We start from the raw sequence: 21548 nt of genomic DNA, 5'->3' as shown, positions 1-21548 counted from the left end.
AGCGGTCGGGTGTCAGCCCAGCCGGGACACGTCGCGCACGGCGCCCTTGTCGGCGCTGGTGGCCATCGCCGCGTAGGCGCGCAGGGCGGCGGAGACCTTGCGCTCGCGGTTCTTCGGGGCGTAGACACCGCCCAGGGCCTCGTGGCGGGCCGCCAGGGTGGCGTCGTCGACGAGCAATTCGATGGACCGGTTGGGAATGTCGATCCGGATCCGGTCGCCGTCCTCGACGACCGCGATGGTGCCGCCCGAGGCGGCCTCCGGGGACGCGTGGCCGATGGACAGGCCCGAGGTGCCGCCGGAGAAGCGGCCGTCGGTCACCAGGGCGCATGCCTTGCCGAGACCGCGGCCCTTGAGGAAGGAGGTCGGGTAGAGCATCTCCTGCATGCCGGGACCGCCGCGCGGGCCCTCGTAGCGGATGACGACGACGTCGCCCTCCTTGATCTCCTTGCGGAGGATCTTGTCGACGGCCTCGTCCTGCGACTCGCAGACGACCGCGGGGCCCTCGAAGGTCCAGATCGACTCGTCCACGCCGGCCGTCTTCACCACGCAGCCGTCGACCGCGATGTTGCCGCGCAGGACGGCGAGGCCGCCGTCCTTGGAGTACGCGTGCTGCACGGAGCGGATGCAGCCGCCCTCGGCGTCGAGGTCGAGGGTGTCCCAGCGCTCGGACTGGGAGAAGGCCGAGGCGGAGCGCTTGCAGCCGGGGGCGGCGTGCCACAGCTCCATCGCCTCGTCGGAGGCGGTGCCGGAGCGGGCGTCCCACTCGGCCAGCCAGTCCTCCAGGTTCTCGGAGTGGACGCTGGTGACGTCCTTGTTGAGCAGGCCGCCGCGGTGGAGTTCGCCGAGGATGGCGGGGATGCCGCCCGCCCGGTGGATGTCCTCCATGTAGTACGTGCCGCCGGGTGCCACGTTCGGCGCGACCTTGGCCAGGCACGGGACGCGGCGCGAGACCTCGTCGATGTCGGTGAGGTCGTAGTCCAGGCCCGCCTCCTGCGCGGCGGCCAGCAGGTGCAGGATCGTGTTGGTCGAACCGCCCATGGCGATGTCGAGGGCCATCGCGTTCTCGAAGGCCTGGCGCGTGGCGATGGCGCGCGGCAGGACGGACTCGTCGTCCTGCTCGTAGTAGCGCTTGGTGATCTCCACGACGGTGCGCCCGGCGTTCTCGTACAGGGCGCGGCGGGCGGTGTGCGTCGCGAGGACCGAACCGTTGCCGGGGAGGGCCAGGCCGATGGCCTCGGCGAGGCAGTTCATCGAGTTGGCGGTGAACATGCCCGAACACGACCCGCAGGTCGGACAGGCGTTCTCCTCGATCCGCAGCACGTCCTCGTCCGACACGTTCTCGTTGACGGCGTCGACGATGGCGTTGATCAGGTCGAGCTTGCGGACGGTGCCGTCCACGAGGGTGGCCTGACCGGCCTCCATCGGGCCGCCGGAGACGAAGACGACCGGGATGTTCAGGCGCATGGCGGCCATCAGCATGCCGGGGGTGATCTTGTCGCAGTTGGAGATGCAGATCAGGGCGTCGGCGCAGTGCGCCTCGACCATGTACTCCACGGAGTCGGCGATCAGGTCGCGCGACGGCAGGGAGTAGAGCATGCCGCCGTGGCCCATGGCGATGCCGTCGTCGACCGCGATGGTGTTGAACTCGCGCGGGATCGCGCCGGCGGCGCGGATGGCGTCGGAGACGATCCGGCCGACGGGGGCGAGGTGGGTGTGGCCGGGCACGAACTCGGTGAAGGAGTTGGCGACCGCGATGATCGGCTTGCCGATGTCCTCGCTCGCTACGCCCGACGCACGCATAAGGGCGCGTGCGCCCGCCATGTTGCGGCCGTGTGTGACGGTGCGGGACCTCAGCTCGGGCATCGGGTTCACTCCCCATGAGTGCGGCCGTCTCACGCGAGCGCGGCCACGACTGTAGATATGAATCAGTTACGAGGCTACGCCTCCGGCCCGCGATGCGGACAACAAGTCCGCATGCCGGGACGGCGGGGTCATTCCTCGGTCAGGTAGCGCTGGAGCGTAGGGGCCACCAGCGCCACGATGGCCTCCGGATCGGCGGAGGCCAGGGGCTCGACCTGGACGACGTAGCGCAGGACCGCGATCCCCACCATGTGTGAGGCGGCGAGCTCGGCCCGGAAGGTCGGGTCGGGGACGTCGAGGTCGGCGGCCACGCGCTCCAGGACCCGGCGCAGGACGATGCGCCGCAGCACAGCGGCCGCCGCCTCGTGCGTCAGCGCGGAGCGGATGACGGCGAGCAGGGGGGCGCGGGTGACCGGGTTCTCCCATATGCCCAGGAAGAAGCGGGCCAGCCGCTCGCCGATGCCGTCCGGGCCGTCGCCGAGGATCGCCGGGACCACCGCGGCTGGTTCCATGGTCAGCTCGATGGCGGCCGCGAAGAGGTCGTCCTTGCTGCCGAAGTAGTGGTGGACCAGGGCCGGGTCCACGCCGGCGGCCTTGGCGACGCCGCGTACGGAGGTCTTGTCGTAGCCGCGCGCGGCGAATTCGGAGCGGGCGGCGAGGCGGATGCGCTCCTGGGTGCCGGGGCCCTCTTCGGCCTCGTCCTGCCGGGGCCGGCCGGGCCCGCGGCGGCGCGCGGGCGGCCCGCCCGGGTCGGCGGTCACGGGCGGTGCGCCCGGGGCCGGTGCCCGGTGGGCGCGGTGGGCGCCGTGGGCGCGGTGGCCAGGTGCAGGCGGGTGAAGGCCAGCGCCTCGGCCAGATCGGCCTCGCGCTCGGCCGAGGACATGGCGCGGCGGGTGTTGACCTCGATGACGACGTGCCCGTCGAAGGAGGTGCGGGCGAGCCGCTCCAGGAGCTGCGCGCAGGGCTGGGTGCCGCGGCCCGGGACGAGGTGCTCGTCCTTGGCCGAACCGTTTCCGTCGGCGAGGTGGACGTGCGCGAGCCGGTCGCCCATGCGGTCGATCATCGCGGTGGCGTCGGTCCGGGCGGTCGCCGTGTGCGAGAGGTCGACGGTGTAGTGGCGGTAGTCGTCCTTGGTCACGTCCCACTCGGGGGCGTAGGCGAGCATCTCGCGGTCGCGGTAGCGCCAGGGGTACATGTTCTCGACGGCGAAGCGGACGTCGGTCTCGTCGGCCATCCGCCAGATCCCGGTGACGAAGTCGCGCGCGTACTGGCGCTGCCAGCGGAAGGGCGGGTGGACCACGACCGTCCCGGCGCCGAGCCGCTCGGCCGCCGACCGGGCCCGCTGGAGCTTGGTCCAGGGATCGGTGGACCAGACGCGCTGGGTGATGAGCAGGCAGGGCGCGTGGATGGCGAGGACCGGCACCCGGTGGTGGTCGGAGAGGCGGCGCAGGGCGTCGACGTCCTGGCTGACCGGGTCCGTCCAGACCATGACCTCGACGCCGTCGTAGCCGAGGCGCGCGGCGATCTCGAAGGCGGTCGCCGTCGACTCCGGATACACCGAGGCGGTGGAGAGGGCGACTTTCGCGGTCGGGATGCGGACTGGTTCTGCCACGGAGACAGGGTACGGGGCCGGGGCCCGGCCGCGAGGCCGCCCCCGCTTCGCGGCCGGGCCCGCTCCGCATCCCGGCCGGACGGGCCCCGTACCGTCGCCGCTCAGGCAGGGCCGGCGGGGCCGCGACGGTCCGGGCCGTCGGCGGTGCCCGGAGCGCCCGGGCCGCCGGGGACGGCAGGGACGCCCGGGATGCCCGTGGCGGGGGGAACGGCCGCGGCGACGGGGTCTGCGGGGACGACGGGATCGGCCGGGTGCGGGGCCATCGGCAGCAGCGAGGCGAGGCGCGCCTCGCACAGCTCCACCAGCGCCTCGTACCCCTCCTTGCCCATCAGCTCCGTCAGCTCGGCGCGGTACGACACGTACACCGGCTCCCCGGCACCGTGCGCCGAGGTGGCCGACGTGCACCACCAGTGCAGGTCGTGGCCGCCCGGTCCCCAGCCACGGCGGTCGTACTCGCCGATCGAGACCTGGAGCACGCGGGTGTCGTCGGGCCGGTCGATCCAGTCGTAGGTCCGGCGGACCGGCAGCTGCCAGCAGACGTCGGGCTTGGTCTCCAGCGGCTCGCGTCCCTCGCGCAGCGCCAGGATGTGCAGCGCGCAGCCGGCGCCGGCCGGGAAGCCGGGACGGTTCTGGAAGATGCACGAGCCCTCCCAGCGGCGGGTCTGCTTCTCCCCGTCGTCGTCCACTTGCGTCCACCCGCTCTCGCTGCCGACGTCGTGGTACTGCCACAGCTCGGGCGTCAGCCGGGCCACGTGGCCGGCCACGCGTTTCTCGTCGTCCTCATCGGAGAAGTGGGCGCCGAGCGTGCAGCAGCCGTCGTCGGCGCGGCCCGCCTGGATCCCCTGGCAGCCGCTGCCGAAGATGCAGGTCCACCGGGAGGTCAGCCAGGTCAGATCGCAGCGGAAGACCTGTTCCTCATCGGCGGGATCGGGGAACTCCACCCAGGCGCGGGGGAAGTCCAGGCCCTTCTCGTCGGCTGCGAGTGCGGCCTCCAGGGCGGCTTTGCTGCTGCTCTTGCCCTTGTCGTTCTTCGACCGGGTCTTGTTGGCCTTCTTCGTATTGGGCACAAACCCAAGCCTAAGCGCCCCTTACACAACCCCCTCTTGTGCACCGCAGTAGCGTTCCCCCTTATGAGACTCGGTGTCCTTGATGTGGGTTCGAACACGGTCCACCTGCTGGTGGTGGACGCGCACCCCGGTGCGCACCCCCAGCCGGCGCATTCCCACAAGGTGGACATGCGGCTGGCGGAGCTCCTCGACGCGGAGGGCGCCGTCACCGCCGAGGGCGTCGAGCGTCTCGTGTCGGTGATCGGCGACGCCGTGCGGGCCGCCGAGGACAAGGGGTGCGAGGACGTCCTCCCCTTCGCGACCAGTGCGGTGCGCGAAGCCACCAACGCGGACGAGGTCCTGGCGCGGGTCAAGGCCGAGACCGGGGTCGACCTGCCGGTCCTGAGCGGTGCGGACGAGGCGCGGCTGACCTTCCTGGCCGCGCGGCGCTGGTTCGGCTGGTCGGCCGGCAAGCTGCTGGTCCTCGACATCGGCGGCGGCTCGCTGGAGGTCGCCTACGGCATCGACGAGGAGCCGGACGCGGCCGTCTCGCTGCCGCTCGGCGCCGGCCGCCTGACGGCGGGCTGGCTCCCCGGTGATCCGCCGGACGCGCTGGACGTCCGGGCGCTGCGCCGGCACGTGCGGACCGAGATCGCACGCACTGTCGGAGAGTTCCGCCGCTTCGGAGTCCCGGACCACGTGGTGGCGACCTCGAAGACCTTCAAGCAGCTGGCCCGCATCGCGGGAGCGGCCCGTTCGGGGGACGGCCTCTATGTGCAGCGGGACCTGACCCGCAAGTCCCTGGAGGAATGGGTGCCGCGCCTGGCCGCGATGACCACCGCCCAGCGCGCGGCCCTTCCGGGCGTCTCCGAAGGCCGGGCCGGCCAGCTCCTGGCGGGCGCTCTGGTCGCGGAGGGCGCGATGGATCTCTTCGGCGTCGAGCAGCTGGAGATCTGCCCGTGGGCGCTGCGCGAGGGCGTCATCCTGCGGCGCCTGGACCACCTGCCGACGACGGGCGGCTGAGGGCCGCACCCGCTCAGCCGGAGCCGGCGGCGGGATCCGGGGAAACCGTACCTTCCGAGGACGGTGTCGGGGTCGCGGACTCCGTCGGCGTGGGAGTGGGCGTCGGCGTCGGCGTCGGGGTGGGAGTAGGTGTCGGGGTAGGGGTCGGCGCGGGGGTGGGAGCCGTCGTCGGGGTCGAGGGCTGCTCCTGCGGTGTCGGCGCCGGCCGGCCGCGGCCCTGGATGGAGACGACCGCGCCGGCCGGGTCCACGCCCACCCGGGCCGCCCAGGCCCCGACGGGCTGGGCCTCGTGGTCGATGGTGATCCGCAGGGTGACCGATTCTCCTGGGGCCAGCGTGCCCGCGGTGCGGCTCGCACGCAGCCAGGGCGCGTCGCACCACAGCCGCCAGTCCACGGGAGCCCCGCCGGCCGCGGTGAGGGTGAGCAGGGTCGTGGCCCCCCGGGAGGACGCGGCCACGGTGAGGCGGCCTACGGCGGCCGTGTGGCCGGGGCTCGCCGGCGGGCCGGTGCTGATCACCTGCACGGAGACGTCGGGCTCGGCGCTGCCCGCGGCGAAGCCTGGGCCGCCGCTGGTGGTGGCGGCGTTCCCGGCGTTCTCGTAGGCGGACAGGGGCCGGCCGCCGGGCAGCGCCAACGAGAGGTCGGCTTCGCCGGAGGAGATGCGGGTGGCGTCGCCGCCGACGGACTCGCCGGTGCTGGGAGCGCCCCGGTAGGCCGTCCACAGCGCGATGACCGGCGCCGCGACGACCGTGGCGACCACGGTGGTGGTGACCGCGCGGGCCCGCAGCCGGTCCCGGCGGGCCGCCCGGTCCTTCGGATCCATCGGGAAGCCGGTGCGGTCGAAGCGCGGTCCGGGGCGCCGGCCCCGTCCGGAGCGGAGCATCGCCGCGTGGACGGCGGTGCGGGGGGCGGGCACCAGGGGGAGCGCGGCGGCCGTGTCGATGCCGCCGGTGCCGGGCCACGGGGCCGCGGCGCCCACGCGTTCGGCGACGCGGCGGCAGCGCGGGCAGTCGTCCACATGGCGCACGAGCTCGGCGCGCAGCGTGGTCGACAGCAGGACCTGCCCGTCGCCGGTGAGCCGGGAGACGCTGGGGCAGCCGCCGGTCTCCACGACGGCCAGGGCGGCGCGGGTGCGTTCCACTTCGCAGGCGGCGCCGGACAGCAGCTCGCGGGCGGCGGCGGGCGGCGTGCCGAGCACGGCGGCGAGCTCGGTGACCCCGAGGCGGTGGCGGACGGCGAGCTCCAGGGCTTCACGCTGCTCGGGCGTGGTGCCCGCGGCTTCCGGCCAGGCGAGCCGGGCCAGCTCGGTACGGCGGTACGCGCTCACGTCAAGAGTGCGCCGGGCCCCGGGGGCCCGGTCGCCGGCGGAGTCCGGGTCGGCGCCGGCACCCGGCGCATGGTCGTGGCCGGTGTGCTCCGGCGCACGCTGGGCGCAGTGCGCGCCCCGTCGTGCGCGCCGCTGCTCCGCCAGGCGGCGCAGACAGCTCCAGCGGGCGAGGGCGTAGAGCCAGGCCCGCCGCTCGCCCTCGTCGGGGCAGCGGCCGGGATGCCGCTCGGCCACGGCGAGGGCGTCGGCGAGCACGTCGGTGGCCGTGTCGTGGTCGCAGAGGACCGAGAGGCAGTAGGTGTACAGACCGTCCAGGTAGGGCTCGTGCCGGAAGGGGGGCGCCTGCTCCCCTTCGGGGGGCGTGCACCCGTGCGCCCGGTGTGCGCCGGTGCGCGGCGAGGGGTGTGCCTGGTTGCTGCTGTTCACCTGGCGAACCGTAGGCGCCGCGCCGGTTGCGGCCCGGAAGCCTTCAGCACATTTAGCCCTTACGGGTGAACAGATCGGCGATCCGCTGACGCGGCCCCTGACGCGACGGCCGGCGGCGGGCACCGACGGGGGCACTCGGCACGGCGGGGAGGGCGGGGAGGGGGACGGCGGGGAGGGGGGACGGCGGGGACGTCGGGCGGCAGCGCGCCCGGCGCCCGGTCCGGCACCCGGCCCGGCGCCCGCCGGGCACCCGGCCGAACTCCCGCCGCGCATCCCCGTCCGGCACCGCGGGGCGGCACCGCGGGCCGGGCTGTCAGTGGGGGCGGCTACCGTGAGCGGCATGGCTGCCCGCACCGCTCGTTCATCCGCCAAGGACCGGCCGTCCTACCGCTGTACCGAGTGCGGCTGGACCACCGCGAAGTGGCTCGGGCGGTGTCCCGAGTGCCAGGCGTGGGGCACCGTCGAGGAGATGGGCGCGCCCGCCGTGCGGACCACCGCGGCCGGCCGGGTCTCGACCGCCGCCGTGCCCATCGCGCAGGTCGACGGCCGGACGGCGACCGCGCGCAGCACCGGCGTGGACGAACTGGACCGCGTCCTCGGCGGCGGGCTCGTGCCCGGCGCCGTGGTGCTGCTCGCCGGTGAGCCCGGCGTCGGCAAGTCGACGCTGCTCCTGGACGTCGCGGCGAAGGCGGCCAGCGACGAGCACCGCACCCTGTACGTGACGGGTGAGGAGTCGGCGAGCCAGGTACGGCTGCGCGCCGACCGGATCCACGCGCTCAGCGACCACCTCTACCTCGCCGCGGAGACCGACTTGTCGGCGGTCCTCGGGCACCTCGACGCGGTGAAGCCCTCCCTGCTCATCCTGGACTCCGTACAGACCATCGCCTCCCCCGAGATCGACGGCGCGCCCGGCGGCATGGCCCAGGTGCGCGAGGTCGCCGGTGCCCTGATCCGCGCCTCCAAGGAGCGCGGCATGTCCACCCTCCTCGTCGGACACGTGACCAAGGACGGCGCCATCGCCGGCCCCCGCCTCCTGGAACACCTCGTCGATGTGGTGCTGAGCTTCGAGGGCGACCGGCACGCCCGGCTGCGGCTCGTGCGCGGGGTGAAGAACCGGTACGGGACCACCGACGAGGTCGGCTGCTTCGAGTTGCACGACGAAGGGATCACCGGGCTCGCCGACCCGAGCGGGCTGTTCCTGACCCGGCGCGCCGAGGCCGTACCGGGGACGTGTCTAACCGTGACCCTGGAGGGCAAGCGCCCGCTGGTCGCGGAGGTGCAGGCGCTCACCGTGGACTCGCAGATCCCCTCTCCCCGGCGCACCACATCGGGCCTGGAAACCTCCCGCGTCTCGATGATGCTGGCGGTGCTGGAGCAGCGCGGCCGGATCACCGCCCTCGGCAAGCGCGACATCTACAGCGCCACCGTCGGCGGGGTGAAGCTGACCGAGCCCGCCGCCGACCTGGCGATCGCGCTCGCGCTGGCCTCCGCCGCCAGCGACGTACCGCTCCCGAAGAACCTCGTGGCCATCGGCGAGGTCGGCCTGGCCGGCGAGGTGCGGCGGGTGACCGGCGTACAGCGGCGGCTCGCCGAGGCGCACCGGCTGGGCTTCACGCACGCCCTGGTGCCTGCCGATCCGGGCAAGGTGCCCGCCGGGATGAAGGTCGTCGAGGTCGCCGACATGGGCGACGCGCTGCGCGTGCTGCCGCGCGGGCGCTCCCGTACGCCGGCCAAGGAGCGGGCCGCGGGCGAGTAGCGGGCGGCGGGCGCGTACCGGGACCGATGGCTGGTCGGGTGCCCCCCGACCGGCCACAGCGGGGCGTACCTGGCCAAGCCACGGCGGGGCCGCGGCGCGCGCCGGTAGACTTCTGGCTGGTCCGCCCGGCCGTACGCGCGTCTTCGTGCCCGCAGCGCCGGACGGCGCAACCCGCGACCGGAGGAGTGCAGTGGCAGCCAAGGACGGGGCAGCAGCATCCGGCAAGTCGGGCGCGAGCGCCAGGCAGGAGGCCATGGTGCGCGCTTCGCTGAGCGCGGTCGCGCCTGGTCAGCCCCTGCGTGACGGTCTGGAACGGATCGTCCGGGGCAACACCGGCGGGCTCATCGTCCTCGGCATGGACAAGAGCGTCGAAGCGATGTGCACCGGCGGCTTCGTCCTGAACGTGGAGTTCACCGCGACCCGCCTGCGCGAGCTGTGCAAGCTCGACGGCGCGCTCATCCTCGACAAGGACCTGACCAAGATCCTGCGGGCCGGCGTGCAGCTGGTCCCGGACGCGTCGATCCCGACGGAGGAGACCGGCACCCGCCACCGTACGGCCGACCGCGTCTCCAAGCAGTGCGGCTTCCCCGTCGTCTCGGTGTCGCAGTCGATGCGGCTGATCGCGCTGTACGTGGACGGTGAGCGGCGGGTCCTGGAGGAGTCCGGGGCGATCCTCTCGCGGGCGAACCAGGCGCTGGCCACGCTGGAGCGCTACAAACTGCGCCTGGACGAGGTCGCGGGCACTCTTTCGGCGCTGGAGATCGAGGACCTGGTCACGGTCCGCGACGTCACGGCGGTCGCGCAGCGGCTGGAAATGGTCCGCCGGATCGCGACGGAGATCGCCGAGTACGTCGTCGAACTCGGCACGGACGGGCGACTCCTGTCGCTCCAGCTGGACGAGCTGACGGTCGGGATCGAGCAGGAGCGGGAGCTGGTGATCCGGGACTACGTACCGGAGCCGACGGCGAAGCGTTCCCGCACGGTGGACGAGGCCCTTTCCGAGCTGGACGCGCTCACGCATCCGGAGCTGCTGGAACTGGCGATCGTGGCGAAGGCGCTGGGGTACACCGGCTCGCCCGAAACCCTGGATTCCGCGGTGTCGCCGCGGGGCTACCGGCTGCTGGCGAAGGTGCCGAGGCTGCCGGGCGCGATCATCGAGCGGCTCGTGGAGCACTTCGGCGGCCTGCAGAAGCTGCTCGCCGCCAGCGTCGACGACCTCCAGACGGTGGACGGCGTGGGCGAGGCCCGCGCCCGCAGCGTCCGCGAGGGCCTGTCGCGCCTGGCGGAGTCCTCGATCCTGGAACGCTACGTCTGACACCGAGGGCTGCCCCCGCCGCCGGGCCCGGGCCCCGCGGCGGGGCTGGTCCTGTCCTGCTTCTGGTTCTGCTTCTAGTCCTGCTTCAGGACGAACGAGGTGCGGGCCACCGGCATGCCCGGGGACTTGACCTCGACCACGTACGTGTCGGGCCCCGCGGAGCCGGCCGGAGGCGCCTGGCACTGGTCGGCCGCGCTGAACTTGCGGTCCCATTCGAGCGACTGCTTCGTCTCGCTCTGCGCGGGGAGCCGGAAGAACGCGTTGCCCGCGCCCGTCGGGCAGTCCGCCGAGGACCATACCGGCTTGCCACTCGTCGCCTGAAGGATGGTCAGGACCGCCTGCCGGGGGCCGAGGTCGACCTTGCAGGTGGTGCCGGCGATGTTGCGGGCGACGAGTTCGAGGCGGGGCTTCTCGTTCGCCTCGTACTCGTTCTTCACGCTCTTGACCTCCCACTGCAACGCGGTCGGCGCGCACGTGGGCAGCTCCGAGTCCGCGGGGACCGGGACCGGGGCGCCGCCCCTGCCGCTGCCGCCGGCGCCGCCCGCGCCCGAGGAGCCGCTGCCGCTGCCCGGTTCACCGTTCTTGCCGGCGCCCGCCGAGCCCGCGCCCTCGGACCCGGTGCCGCCGCCGCCCGACCCCGTGCGCCCGCCCGGGGCCTGACTGATCGCCGGCCCCGTGCCGCCGGGCCCGGGGGTGATCGAGGTGACGGGATGCGGGTGGCCCTGGCCCTTCCCGTTCGTACTCGACTTCCCCCCGCCGGAACTGACGGTCCATACGGCGAGGAGCGCGAGGAGCGCGACGACGGACGCCAGCACAGCCCTCCGTCGCCAGTAGATGGAGGAGGGGAGCGGCCCGACCGGATTGCGCAGAGATCCCACGGAGGGAACTTTACGAGAGTCGGGGGCCCGATCAGCGCCCCACATGCCGCGATGCGCGCTCGATTTGCCGATGATCATCCTGCGGGCGCAATCCGGGGCACCCGGAACCAGCCACGCGCCGGGCGCGGGACCGCCCGCCCATTGAGTACCGTCGGTGACCATGGACAGCTCCGGCCTCTACCGCGACATCACCGGCTTCGCCCACGCCACGCCCGTCTGGGTGCAGTCGGCGTTCGAGGTGTGGACGCAGTACGGGCTCCTGGTCTTCGGCGTGCTCTTCGCGGCCGTGTGGTGGCGCGCGCGCACCCGGCCCGGCTCGCGGGCGGTCGCACTGGCCGTCGCGGCTCCTGTGGCCACCGCCCTCGCGTACGTCCTCTCCGAGGCCGTGAAGTCCGCCGTGGACGAGGAACGGCCGTGCCGCGCCGTCGCCGAGGCCGCGGCCCCCCTGGTCCCGTGCCCGGTGCCCGGGGACTGGTCATTCCCCAGCAACCACTCGGTCATCGCGGGCGCCGCCGCCGTCGGACTGGCCCTGGCCGTGGGCCGGCTCGCGCTGCTGACCGTCCCGCTGGCGCTGCTGATGGCCTTCTCCCGCGTCTTCGTCGGCGTCCACTACCCGCACGACGTGGCCATCGGCCTGCTGCTCGGCGGCTTGCCGGCCGCCTTCGTCGTGCCGTTGCTCGCCGGCCCCCTCGGCACGGTCGTCGCCGCCATGCGGGCGAGCGGAGTCCGCGCCGTCGTCTGGTTCACCGGTCCGGGCCGGGCGCGGTAGGCGCCAAACGTGCCAGGATGCCGTCTGTCATGACTGCATCCCCCCTTTCCTCCCCCGACGTCTCCCGCGCGCTGCACTCCCCCGTCATCGCGTGGTTCGACGAGCACGCCCGCGACCTGCCCTGGCGCCGCCCCGAAGCCGGCCCCTGGGGGGTCATGGTCAGTGAGTTCATGCTCCAGCAGACACCCGTCAGCCGGGTCCTGCCGGTGTACGGGCAGTGGCTCGCCCGATGGCCCCGGCCCGCCGCCCTGGCCGCCGAGGCCCCGGGCGAGGCCGTACGCGCCTGGGGGCGGCTCGGCTACCCCCGGCGGGCGCTGCGGCTGCACGGCGCCGCCGTCGCGATAACGGAACGCCACGGGGGCGACGTCCCGCGGGACCACGCCCAGCTGCTCGCGCTGCCCGGCATCGGCGAGTACACCGCGGCCGCCGTGGCCTCCTTCGCCTACGGCCAGCGGCACGCCGTGCTGGACACCAACGTCCGGCGGGTCTTCGCGCGCACCGCCACCGGGGTCGAGTACCCGCCGAACGCCACCACGGCCGCCGAGCGGCGCCTGGCCCGGGCCCTGCTGCCCGAGGACGAGGCGACCGCCTCCCGCTGGGCGGCGGCCTCCATGGAGCTGGGCGCACTGGTGTGCACCGCCAGGAACCCGGACTGCGCCCGCTGTCCCGTGGCCGGGCTGTGCGCGTGGCGCCTGGCCGGGAAGCCGCCGCACGACGGGCCGCCGCGGCGCGGGCAGACGTACGCCGGTACCGACCGGCAGGTGCGCGGCAGGCTGCTGGCCGTGCTCCGGGAGGCGGTGGGCCCGGTTCCCGGAGCCCTGCTCGACACCGTCTGGGAAGAGCCGGTGCAGCGCGCCCGAGCGCTCGACGGGCTGGTCTCCGACGGACTGGTCGAACCGCTGGCGGGAGGGCTCTACCGGCTTCCGCAGACGTGAGCGGCGCGGGACCGGAGGCCGTCCCGCACCGCCGGCGAAGTTGACTCCCCGATTCCGTTTCCATCCGGGAAACCGCAGCTCACGGGGGTTGTTACACAACCTATGGGTGTCCGTGCGCCCACCGAAGGCTGGCCCGCACAGGCCCGTGACAACCCCTCCGTACCTTCGGATCCGTAAGCCGGTGGTTCAGCGGTGGGACGGAACGGAGGCGGTCTGAGATGGCGCACGGCGAGGTACTCGAATTCGAGGAGTACGTACGCACCCGGCAGGACGCGCTGCTGCGCAGCGCCCGGCGCCTCGTCCCCGACCCCACCGACGCCCAGGACCTGCTGCAGACCGCGCTCGTGCGCACCTACGGCCGCTGGGACGGCATCGCCGACAAGTCACTCGCCGACGCCTACCTGCGCCGGGTCATGATCAACACGCGGACCGAGTGGTGGCGCGCCCGCAAGCTCGAAGAGGTCCCCACCGAGCAGCTCCCGGACGCCTCCGTCGAGGACGGCTCCGACCAGCGCGCCGACCGCGCCCTGCTCATGGACATCCTCAAAGTGCTCGCCCCCAAGCAGCGCAGCGTGGTCGTGCTGCGACACTGGGAGCAGATGAGCACGGAGGAGACCGCCGAGGCCCTCGGGATGTCGGCGGGTACGGTGAAGAGCACGCTGCACCGCGCGCTGGCCCGGCTCCGGCAGGAGCTGGAGAGCCGGGACCTGGACATGCGGGCGCTGGAACGCGGTGACCACACCATGCGGTACGAGGGGCGTGAGCGGTGCGCGGCCTGAACGGCCCAGGACTGACCGGCAGGAGTTCGCTGGTCCTTGTGTCGGCGGGGACGGTCGTCCTCGTCGGCACAGCCGTGTTCGCGGTCGGTTGCGCCACGGGCGGCACCGGCCTGCGCGACGGCGGCCCCGCCCGTTCCGAATCCGTGGCCAAGGCCGCCCCGTCCTCGCCCTCGCCCGACGCCTCCTCGGCCTCCGCCGCAGCGCCCGTGAAAAAGGTCGACCCGGTGGCGCTGCTCAAGGCGGACCCCAAGGTCAGCCCCGACATCAAGCGGGACCTCAAGCCCTGCACGGGCAAGGAATACCCGGTCGACGTGAGCTACGGCAAGGTCACCGGCGGCTCCGTCGTCGACATCGTCGTCAACGTCCTGTCCTGCGCCGACGCCCTCGGCCGCGGCTCGTACGTGTACCGGGCCGAAGGAGCGACGTACGAGAATGTGTTCTCGGACGAGCAGCCGCCCGTCTACGCCGAGATCGAACGCGGCGACCTGGTGATCACGAAGCAGATCTACGGAAAGAGCGACGTGCTCGCCTATCCGTCGGGCGAGGACGTGATCACCTACCGCTGGAGCGGGGAGAAGTTCACCGAGCAGGACCGCGTGCACTCCGACTACAGCAACGTGGTCGACGGCGGAGCCCAGCCCGCCCCGTCCACGACCCGGAAGAACTGAGCACCGAAGAACCGAGGCGAGGCGTGCGCATGGCCGAGACCCATGTCCTGTTCGTGGAGGACGACGACGTCATCCGTGAAGCGACGACCCTGGCGCTGGAACGCGACGGGTTCGTGGTCACCGCCATGCCCGACGGCCTTTCCGGTCTGGAGTCCTTCCGCGCGGACCGGCCCGACATCGCCCTGCTCGACGTGATGGTCCCCGGCATGGACGGCGTGAGCCTGTGCCGCCGCATCCGCGACGAGTCGACCGTTCCCGTGATCATGCTGTCGGCGCGCGCCGATTCCATCGACGTGGTGCTGGGCCTGGAGGCCGGGGCCGACGACTACGTCACCAAGCCTTTCGACGGATCGGTCCTCGTGGCCCGGATCCGCGCGGTGCTGCGCCGCTTCGGCCACGCCGGAGGCCCGCAGAACGGCGGCCCGGGCGCCGCCGGCGACGACCAGGACGGCGAACGCGGGGTGCTGTCCTTCGGCGACCTGGAGGTCGACACCGAGGGCATGGAGGTGCGCCGGGCGGGCGCGGCCGTGGCGCTGACGCCGACCGAGATGCGGCTGCTCCTGGAGTTCTCCTCAGCGCCCGGCACCGTCCTGTCGCGCGACCGGCTGCTGGAGCGGGTCTGGGACTACGACTGGGGCGGCGACACCCGCGTCGTCGACGTCCACGTGCAGCGGCTGCGGACCAAGATCGGACAGGACCGGATCGAGACGGTCCGGGGCTTCGGATACAAGCTCAAGGCATGACCGGCTTCACCTTCCGCACCGGGATCCGCTGGAAGATCACGCTCGCCATCGCGGCCGTCGGCGCCCTCACCGCCGTGGCCCTGAGCCTGGTGGTGCACAGCGCTGCCCGGGTGTCGATGCTGGAGAGCGCCCGCGACTCGGAGCTGGAGCGCGTGCAGTACATCGCCCGCAACGCCGATGCCGGGCGCAAGCCCTTCATGGGTGCCAAGCTCAACGACCCGGAGCTCCCCGCCGAGCTGCGGGAGAAGGCCCGTTCGGGACGGCGGGGGACGTACGTGCAGGAGAACCCGAGGGGGCTCCCGGAGGTGTGGGCCGCCGTTCCCCTCGGCAACGGGCAGGTGCTCTCGCTGCACCACCAGTTCCGGGAGAGCGCCAACATGGTGCGCGACCTGGACCGGGCGCTGGTGGTCGGCTCCCTCGCGGTGGTCGTCGGCGGTTCGGCGCTGGGCGTGCTCATCGGCGGCCAGATCTCGCGCCGGCTGCGCAAGGCGGCGGCGGCCGCGCAGCGGGTCGCGCACGGGGATCCCGAGGTGCGGGTCCGTGACGAGGTCGGGGGCGTCGTGCGCGACGAGACGGACGACCTGGCGCGGGCCGTGGACGCCATGGCCGACGCCCTCCAGCAGCGGCTGGAGGCCGAGCGGCGGGTGACCGCGGACATCGCCCACGAGCTGCGGACCCCGGTGACGGGCCTGCTGACGGCGGCGGAGCTGCTGCCCCCGGGCCGGCCGACCGAGCTGGTCCGCGACCGGGCTCAGGCACTGCGGGCGCTGGTCGAGGACGTGCTGGAGGTGGCCCGGTTGGACAGTGCGTCCGAGCGGGCGGAGCTCCAGGACGTGGCGCTGGGCGAGTTCGTGAGCCGGCGGGTGACGGCCCTGATGCCGGAGGCTTCCGTACGGGTCGTGGCGGACGAGATCGTCAGCACCGACCCGCGACGGCTGGAGCGGATCCTGGGCAACCTGCTGGCCAATGCCGCGCGGTACGGGCGGCCGCCGGTCCAGGTCGACGTCGAGGGCCGGGTCGTGCGGATCCGGGACCACGGGGCGGGCTTCCCGGAGGCACTGCTGCGCGAGGGGCCGAGCCGCTTCCGCACGGGGTCGACGGACCGCGCCGGCGTGGGACACGGGCTGGGGCTGACCATCGCCGAGGGCCAGGCGCGGGTTCTGGGCGCCCGGCTGACCTTCCGCAACGTGGCGGCGCCGGGCGGCTCGGAGCGCGAGGGGGCGGCAGCGGGTGCGGTGGCGGTGCTGTGGCTGCCCGAACACGCGCCGACGGCGACGGGAAGCTTCCCGGTCGTCAAGCTGCCGCAGGGCTAAGGCCCGTCCTGTCGATCAGGCCGGACCCGTCTAGTCGATCAGGCCGGGCCCGTCCGCGCGGAGCCGGATCGGTACCGGCCGTACGGCCGGCGGGTCCGTGACCTAGCATCCGTGCATGACCGACGGCACGAATCCCCAGAGCACCCCGCAGCCCGAGCCCGCCCCGGGGAGCGGTGGCTACGGGTTCCCGCCGGGCCCGCCCGCCCAGGGCGGCTACGGCTTCCCGCCCGGAACGCCGGCGCAGGGCGGCTACGGCTTCCCGCCCGGGCCGGCCCCGCAGGACGGTTACGGCTTCCCGCACGGAACGCCCCCGCAGGACGCCGGCGGCTACGGCTATCCGCAGCCGGGGCAGCAGCCGAACCCGTACCAGGTGGATCCGGGGGCGCAGCAGGCCCCCTGGTCCCCCGCCCAGCCCGGCACACCCGGTGGCGACCAGCCGGACTGGGAGGCCATGGCCGACCGCTCCGCCGCCGAGCGGCGCCGCAAGCGGCTGTGGATGCTCGGCGGCGGGGTGAGCGTACTGGCGCTGCTGGCCGCGGGTGGAACGTTCTTCCTGCTGGGCGGCAACGGCGACGGCACGGACGACCAGGCCGACGGCAATCCCCCGGCCTCCGCCTCGCCCGGCCCCTCCGGATCGAAGTCCCCGGCGCCGTACTCCCCCACGGTCGAGGGCGATGCGACGCTGCTGCGCGACAGCAACGGCAGGATCGGCATCCGGCTGGGCCCCGACACCCAGGTCGGCCCGGTGGGCAAGCGGTTCCAGATCGTCTCGAAGGGAACCGCGAACTCCTACGGACAGGCCGCGGAACCGGCCGTGGACGTGTCCAAGAGCTTCACCGTGACGGCCCGCGTCTACAGCTCCAACGCCAAGGGCTCGCGGATCGCGGTGAGCCAGGGCGACGGGGAGTCGTTCTCGTTCGAACTCGGCATAGACATGGTCAACGGCAAGCAGGCCTGGATCTTCCGCGTGCAGACCGGGGACAAGGGCGCCGCCGCGACGACCCAGACCGTCGTCGCCGAGGGGCTCAACATGGTCAAGACCGCCACGGTGCTGATGGCCACCTACGACGCCGAGAAGAAGACGATCGCCCTCTACGTGGAGGGCAAGAAGGCCGGCGAGGCCGCGGTGCCGGGCATCTGGCAGGCCCCGGGCCCGCTCCAGCTGGGGCGCTCGCGGCACCACAACATCTGGAGCGGCGCCTGGCAGGGCGCCATGCACAACATCCGGGTCTACGAATCGGCGTTCTCCCAGGAGCAGGCCACCGCGTACAAGGAGGGCAAGCTCGGCGCGGCGCCGAAGCCGTCCCATTCCTGGCTGCTCACCTGACACGGCGAAGGCCCGATCTCGCTGATCCGTGATCGCTGATCGGGCCTTGCGGCGGCACAGGGGCGGGGCCGGGTCAGACGGTGACGCCGGCCTTGCGCAGGAAGGCCACCGGGTTGACGGCGGAGCCGTAGTTCGGGGTGGTGCGGATCTCGAAGTGCAGGTGCGGGCCGCTGGAGTTGCCGGTGTTGCCGGACAGCGCGATCCGCTGGTTGACGGAGACCTTCTGGCCGATCCGGACCTGGATCTTCGAGAGGTGCGCGTACTGCGAGTACGTGTTGTTCGCGTGGCGGATCACTATGGCGTTGCCGTAGGCCGGGCCGTCGCCGCCGCCGTTCGGGCCCGCCTTGACCACGGTGCCGCCGGCCGCGGCCTTGACCGGGGTGCCGACCGGGACGGCGAAGTCCTGGCCGGAGTGCTTGTGCGACCACATGTTGCCGCCCTTGCCGAAGGTGGCGGACAGCGTGTACTTCGAGACCGGCTTGGTCCAGCCGGGGCGCTTCGCGGACGCGGCGCCGGCGGCCTGGGCGGTCGCCTGGCGGGCCACGAGCTCCGCGGTGCCGGTGAGGGCGCTCTGCGTCGTGTCGGCGAAGGCGGCGGTCGTCCCGGCCCCGAGAGCAAGGACGGCACCGAATGCGGTTACGCCGACGGCAAGACGGGTACGACGGGTGTTGACGCGCTTCGCGGACATGAAGCAGACCTCCGGGGCCGGGGACAGGGCGGTTCACGCCCGCCTCGGGCATGAAGTGACCCGGCACGATCGAGCACGTGCCGGGCTGGCTCATCTTTGGTAACCCGAGTCCCCGCCGTTTCTCAAACCTCTCCTTTACTACGTCGGCTCGTAGCCGAGGTGGGGAGAAATGTCCTGTTGACGGCTCTCTCCCGGGGTGGAAGTGGTACGCAGGGCCCCTCTTCGCCTACGAAACCACCTAGTACGTCCGTTTTGTCCTGTGCGGCTTGTCACCGGCCGCGGCCATCGGCAACCCGTCGGAGGACCTTCGGCGGACACCCGAAACCGCGCTCCGGCACCCCGGCGGGGGCGCCCGCGCCCGCCCCGCCGGCACGACGGAGACGGAGCGGAACAGGGGCAGGCAAAAGGGGCGGCCCCGGGACTTCTCAGTCCCGGGGCCGCCCCTTCGTACTGCTGCCTACCGCCTCGCGGCGGTCACGCGCCCTTCGACAGGTCCGGGCCGGAGCCCGTGGCCTCGATCGGGGGGAGGTCCGGCAGCGCCGACTTCTCCTCGCCGCGGAAGGTGAACTTGGCGTCCTCGCCCTCACCCTCCTTGCCGACGACCACGATCTGACCGGGGCGCAGCTCGCCGAAGAGGATCTTCTCCGAGAGCAGGTCCTCGATCTCGCGCTGGATGGTCCGGCGCAGCGGGCGGGCGCCCATGATCGGGTCGTAGCCGCGCTTGGCGAGCAGGAGCTTCGCGTCGCCGCTCAGCTCGATGCCCATGTCGCGGTCCTTCAGGCGCTCGTCGACCTTGGCGATCATGAGGTCGACGATCTGGATGATGTCTTCCTCGGTCAGCTGGTGGAAGACGACCGTGTCGTCGACACGGTTGAGGAACTCGGGCCGGAAGTGCTGCTTGAGCTCTTCGTTGACCTTCGCCTTCATCCGGTCGTATCCGGTCTTCGTGTCGCCCTGGGCCGCGAAGCCCAGGTTGAAGCCCTTCGAGATGTCCCGGGTGCCCAGGTTGGTCGTCATGATGATGACCGTGTTCTTGAAGTCCACGACCCGGCCCTGGGAGTCGGTCAGGCGACCGTCCTCCAGGATCTGGAGAAGGGAATTGAAGATATCCGGGTGGGCCTTCTCGACCTCGTCGAAGAGAACGACGGAGAACGGCTTGCGGCGCACCTTCTCGGTGAGCTGGCCGCCCTCTTCGTAGCCCACGTAGCCGGGGGGCGAACCGAAGAGACGCGAAACCGTGTGCTTCTCGCTGAACTCCGACATGTCGAGGGAGATCAGCGCGTCCTCGTCGCCGAAGAGGAATTCGGCGAGCGTCTTGGACAGCTCGGTCTTACCGACACCGGACGGGCCGGCGAAGATGAACGAGCCACCCGGGCGCTTCGGGTCCTTCAGACCCGCACGGGTACGGCGGATCGCCTGGGAGAGCGCCTTGATGGCGTCCTTCTGGCCGATGACCCGGCGGTGGAGCTCGTCTTCCATGCGGAGCAGCCGCGAGGACTCCTCCTCGGTGAGCTTGAAGACGGGAATGCCGGTCGCGGTCGCGAGGACCTCGGCGATGAGCTCGCCGTCGACCTCGGCGACGACGTCCATGTCGCCGGCCTTCCATTCCTTCTCGCGCTTGGCCTTCGCCGCCAGCAGCTGCTTCTCCTTGTCGCGGAGAGAGGCCGCCTTCTCGAAGTCCTGGGAGTCGATGGCCGACTCCTTGTCGCGGCGCACGCCCGCGATCTTCTCGTCGAACTCGCGGAGGTCCGGCGGCGCGGTCATCCGGCGGATGCGCATCCGGGAACCGGCCTCGTCGATCAGGTCGATCGCCTTGTCCGGCAGGAAGCGGTCCGAGATGTACCGGTCCGCCAGCGTCGCCGCCTGGACGAGGGCCTCGTCCGTGATGGAGACGCGGTGGTGGGCCTCGTAGCGGTCGCGCAGGCCCTTGAGGATCTCGATCGTGTGGGGGAGGGAAGGCTCCGCCACCTGGATCGGCTGGAAACGGCGCTCGAGGGCCGCGTCCTTCTCGAGGTGCTTGCGGTACTCGTCCAGCGTCGTGGCACCGATGGTCTGGAGCTCACCACGGGCCAGCATGGGCTTCAGGATGCTGGCGGCGTCGATCGCGCCCTCGGCGGCGCCCGCACCCACGAGGGTGTGGAGCTCGTCGATGAACAGGATGATGTCGCCGCGGGTGCGGATCTCCTTGAGCACCTTCTTCAGGCGCTCCTCGAAGTCACCGCGGTAGCGGGAACCGGCGACCAGGGCACCCAGGTCCAGGGTGTAGAGGTGCTTGTCCTTGAGGGTCTCGGGCACCTCGCCCTTGACGATCGCCTGGGCCAGGCCCTCGACGACGGCGGTCTTGCCGACGCCGGGCTCGCCGATGAGGACGGGGTTGTTCTTGGTACGGCGGGACAGCACCTGCATGACCCGCTCGATCTCCTTCTCGCGCCCGATGACCGGGTCGAGCTTGGATTCGCGAGCGGCCTGGGTGAGGTTGCGGCCGAACTGGTCCAGGACGAGCGAGGTCGAGGGCGTGCCCTCGGCCGGGCCGCCGGCCGTGGCCGACTCCTTGCCGCCGCCGGTGTAGCCGGAGAGCAGCTGGATGACCTGCTGCCGGACTCGGTTGAGATCGGCGCCCAGCTTCACGAGGACCTGGGCGGCGACGCCCTCGCCCTCGCGGATCAGGCCGAGCAGGATGTGCTCGGTGCCGATGTAGTTGTGGCCGAGCTGGAGGGCCTCTCGGAGCGAAAGCTCCAGGACCTTCTTCGCCCGCGGGGTGAAGGGGATGTGGCCGGACGGGGCCTGCTGCCCCTGACCGATGATCTCCTCAACCTGCTGGCGAACAGCCTCGAGCGAAATCCCGAGGCTCTCCAGGGCCTTAGCGGCGACACCCTCACCCTCGTGGATCAAGCCCAGGAGGATGTGCTCGGTGCCGATGTAGTTGTGGTTGAGCATCCGGGCTTCTTCCTGAGCCAGGACGACAACCCGCCGCGCGCGGTCGGTGAACCTCTCGAACATCGTTTATCGCTCCTCAGAGCGGTCGGGCAGTTCGGGGTCGGTCCCCGCCCTGTCCTACCGCATGCTAGTCCCGCGGGGCGGGA

18 protein-coding genes are annotated in these 21548 nt (G+C 72.7%); 10 read left to right on the top strand and 8 right to left on the bottom strand.

The window, feature by feature from the left end:
- Nucleotides 1-12: 12 nt before the first annotated feature.
- From ilvD to AMK16_RS20170, 4 genes are all read right to left on the bottom strand, one after another.
- On the bottom strand, nt 13-1863 hold the full coding sequence (gene ilvD, locus AMK16_RS20185; RefSeq protein WP_073917652.1) for a dihydroxy-acid dehydratase: 1851 nt from the start codon (nt 1861-1863) through the stop codon (nt 13-15).
- 128 nt (nt 1864-1991) lie between these two features.
- Nucleotides 1992-2621: a TetR/AcrR family transcriptional regulator gene (locus tag AMK16_RS20180; protein WP_073917650.1), complete on the bottom strand. Its 630-nt coding sequence runs from the start codon at nt 2619-2621 to the stop codon at nt 1992-1994.
- Nucleotides 2618-3472 (bottom strand): sugar phosphate isomerase/epimerase family protein, encoded by an 855-nt coding sequence (locus AMK16_RS20175; protein ID WP_073917648.1) that lies wholly within the window; start codon nt 3470-3472, stop codon nt 2618-2620. The genes AMK16_RS20180 and AMK16_RS20175 overlap by 4 nt, the downstream gene beginning before the upstream one ends.
- A gap of 101 nt (nt 3473-3573) precedes the next feature.
- Nucleotides 3574-4539 (bottom strand): hypothetical protein, encoded by a 966-nt coding sequence (locus tag AMK16_RS20170; RefSeq protein ID WP_443333583.1) that lies wholly within the window; start codon nt 4537-4539, stop codon nt 3574-3576.
- Nucleotides 4540-4602: 63 nt separating this feature from the next.
- Between AMK16_RS20170 and AMK16_RS20165 the strand changes: the two genes are divergently transcribed.
- Nucleotides 4603-5541, top strand: a complete 939-nt coding sequence (locus AMK16_RS20165) for a Ppx/GppA phosphatase family protein (protein WP_073917646.1) — start codon at nt 4603-4605, stop codon at nt 5539-5541.
- A gap of 13 nt (nt 5542-5554) precedes the next feature.
- On the opposite strand, the gene AMK16_RS35170 is transcribed toward AMK16_RS20165, so the two are convergent.
- Nucleotides 5555-7294 (bottom strand): sigma-70 family RNA polymerase sigma factor, encoded by a 1740-nt coding sequence (locus AMK16_RS35170; protein WP_073917644.1) that lies wholly within the window; start codon nt 7292-7294, stop codon nt 5555-5557.
- Between the two features lie 340 nt (nt 7295-7634).
- On the opposite strand from AMK16_RS35170, the gene radA reads away from it, so the two are divergent.
- Together radA and disA are read left to right on the top strand one after the other, a co-directional pair.
- Nucleotides 7635-9050, top strand: a complete 1416-nt coding sequence (gene radA, locus AMK16_RS20155; protein WP_073917642.1) for a DNA repair protein RadA — start codon at nt 7635-7637, stop codon at nt 9048-9050.
- A 190-nt stretch (nt 9051-9240) separates the two neighbouring features.
- Nucleotides 9241-10365, top strand: a complete 1125-nt coding sequence (gene disA, locus AMK16_RS20150; protein ID WP_073917640.1) for a DNA integrity scanning diadenylate cyclase DisA — start codon at nt 9241-9243, stop codon at nt 10363-10365.
- Nucleotides 10366-10439: 74 nt separating this feature from the next.
- On the opposite strand, the gene AMK16_RS20145 is transcribed toward disA, so the two are convergent.
- Nucleotides 10440-11243: a hypothetical protein gene (locus AMK16_RS20145; protein WP_073917638.1), complete on the bottom strand. Its 804-nt coding sequence runs from the start codon at nt 11241-11243 to the stop codon at nt 10440-10442.
- 160 nt (nt 11244-11403) lie between these two features.
- Here AMK16_RS20145 and AMK16_RS20140 point away from each other — a divergent pair, with 160 nt between their 5' ends.
- The 7 genes from AMK16_RS20140 (at nt 11404) to AMK16_RS20110 (ending at nt 17777) form a co-directional block, all read left to right on the top strand.
- Entirely contained in the window at nt 11404-12012 is a 609-nt protein-coding gene (locus tag AMK16_RS20140; protein WP_073917831.1) for a phosphatase PAP2 family protein, read from the top strand.
- Nucleotides 12013-12041: 29 nt separating this feature from the next.
- On the top strand, nt 12042-12947 hold the full coding sequence (locus AMK16_RS20135) for an A/G-specific adenine glycosylase (RefSeq protein WP_199885486.1): 906 nt from the start codon (nt 12042-12044) through the stop codon (nt 12945-12947).
- 218 nt (nt 12948-13165) lie between these two features.
- Nucleotides 13166-13726: a SigE family RNA polymerase sigma factor gene (locus AMK16_RS20130; protein WP_073917633.1), complete on the top strand. Its 561-nt coding sequence runs from the start codon at nt 13166-13168 to the stop codon at nt 13724-13726.
- The gene (locus AMK16_RS20125) at nt 13714-14394 is read left to right on the top strand and encodes a hypothetical protein (RefSeq protein ID WP_443333582.1); all 681 of its coding nucleotides are present in this window, start codon (nt 13714-13716) and stop codon (nt 14392-14394) included. The genes AMK16_RS20130 and AMK16_RS20125 overlap by 13 nt, the downstream gene beginning before the upstream one ends.
- Nucleotides 14395-14423: 29 nt before the next feature.
- Nucleotides 14424-15137 carry a two-component system response regulator CseB gene (gene cseB / locus AMK16_RS20120; protein ID WP_073917629.1) on the top strand — a complete coding sequence of 238 codons (714 nt, stop codon included), beginning with the start codon at nt 14424-14426 and terminating at the stop codon, nt 15135-15137.
- Nucleotides 15134-16450, top strand: a complete 1317-nt coding sequence (cseC, locus tag AMK16_RS20115) for a two-component system sensor histidine kinase CseC (RefSeq protein WP_073917627.1) — start codon at nt 15134-15136, stop codon at nt 16448-16450. Before cseB ends, cseC begins: the two co-directional genes overlap by 4 nt.
- A 115-nt stretch (nt 16451-16565) precedes the next feature.
- Entirely contained in the window at nt 16566-17777 is a 1212-nt protein-coding gene (locus tag AMK16_RS20110) for a LamG-like jellyroll fold domain-containing protein (RefSeq protein WP_073917625.1), read from the top strand.
- Between the two features lie 73 nt (nt 17778-17850).
- Here the strand turns inward: AMK16_RS20110 and AMK16_RS20105 are convergent, their stop codons facing one another.
- Together AMK16_RS20105 and AMK16_RS20100 are read right to left on the bottom strand one after the other, a co-directional pair.
- Nucleotides 17851-18465, bottom strand: a complete 615-nt coding sequence (locus tag AMK16_RS20105) for a M23 family metallopeptidase (protein ID WP_073917623.1) — start codon at nt 18463-18465, stop codon at nt 17851-17853.
- A 474-nt stretch (nt 18466-18939) separates the two neighbouring features.
- Complete coding sequence (locus AMK16_RS20100; protein WP_073917621.1) at nt 18940-21465, bottom strand: ATP-dependent Clp protease ATP-binding subunit; 2526 nt, start codon at nt 21463-21465, stop codon at nt 18940-18942.
- Nucleotides 21466-21548: the final 83 nt, after the last annotated feature.

Origin of the sequence: Streptomyces sp. CB00455, assembly GCF_001905445.1 — a bacterium.
In the GTDB taxonomy this organism is placed as follows: Bacteria; Actinomycetota; Actinomycetes; order Streptomycetales; family Streptomycetaceae; genus Streptomyces.
The sequence above is the reverse complement of the archived record's forward strand: the minus strand, read 5'-3'. Positions and strand labels throughout refer to the sequence as shown.

Excerpts from the sequence above, each read along its gene's own strand:
- AMK16_RS20135 (WP_199885486.1), top strand. The coding sequence starts at position 12,042 with ATGACTGCATCCCCCCTTTCCTCCCCCGACGTCTCCCGCGCGCTGCAC.
- cseC (WP_073917627.1), top strand. The coding sequence starts at position 15,134 with ATGACCGGCTTCACCTTCCGCACCGGGATCCGCTGGAAGATCACGCTC.
- ilvD (WP_073917652.1), bottom strand. The coding sequence starts at position 1,863 with ATGCCCGAGCTGAGGTCCCGCACCGTCACACACGGCCGCAACATGGCG.
- AMK16_RS20140 (WP_073917831.1), top strand. The coding sequence starts at position 11,404 with ATGGACAGCTCCGGCCTCTACCGCGACATCACCGGCTTCGCCCACGCC.
- AMK16_RS20165 (WP_073917646.1), top strand. The coding sequence starts at position 4,603 with ATGAGACTCGGTGTCCTTGATGTGGGTTCGAACACGGTCCACCTGCTG.
- AMK16_RS20100 (WP_073917621.1), bottom strand. The coding sequence starts at position 21,465 with ATGTTCGAGAGGTTCACCGACCGCGCGCGGCGGGTTGTCGTCCTGGCT.
- AMK16_RS20130 (WP_073917633.1), top strand. The coding sequence starts at position 13,166 with ATGGCGCACGGCGAGGTACTCGAATTCGAGGAGTACGTACGCACCCGG.
- AMK16_RS20105 (WP_073917623.1), bottom strand. The coding sequence starts at position 18,465 with ATGTCCGCGAAGCGCGTCAACACCCGTCGTACCCGTCTTGCCGTCGGC.
- cseB (WP_073917629.1), top strand. The coding sequence starts at position 14,424 with ATGGCCGAGACCCATGTCCTGTTCGTGGAGGACGACGACGTCATCCGT.
- AMK16_RS20110 (WP_073917625.1), top strand. The coding sequence starts at position 16,566 with ATGACCGACGGCACGAATCCCCAGAGCACCCCGCAGCCCGAGCCCGCC.
- radA (WP_073917642.1), top strand. The coding sequence starts at position 7,635 with ATGGCTGCCCGCACCGCTCGTTCATCCGCCAAGGACCGGCCGTCCTAC.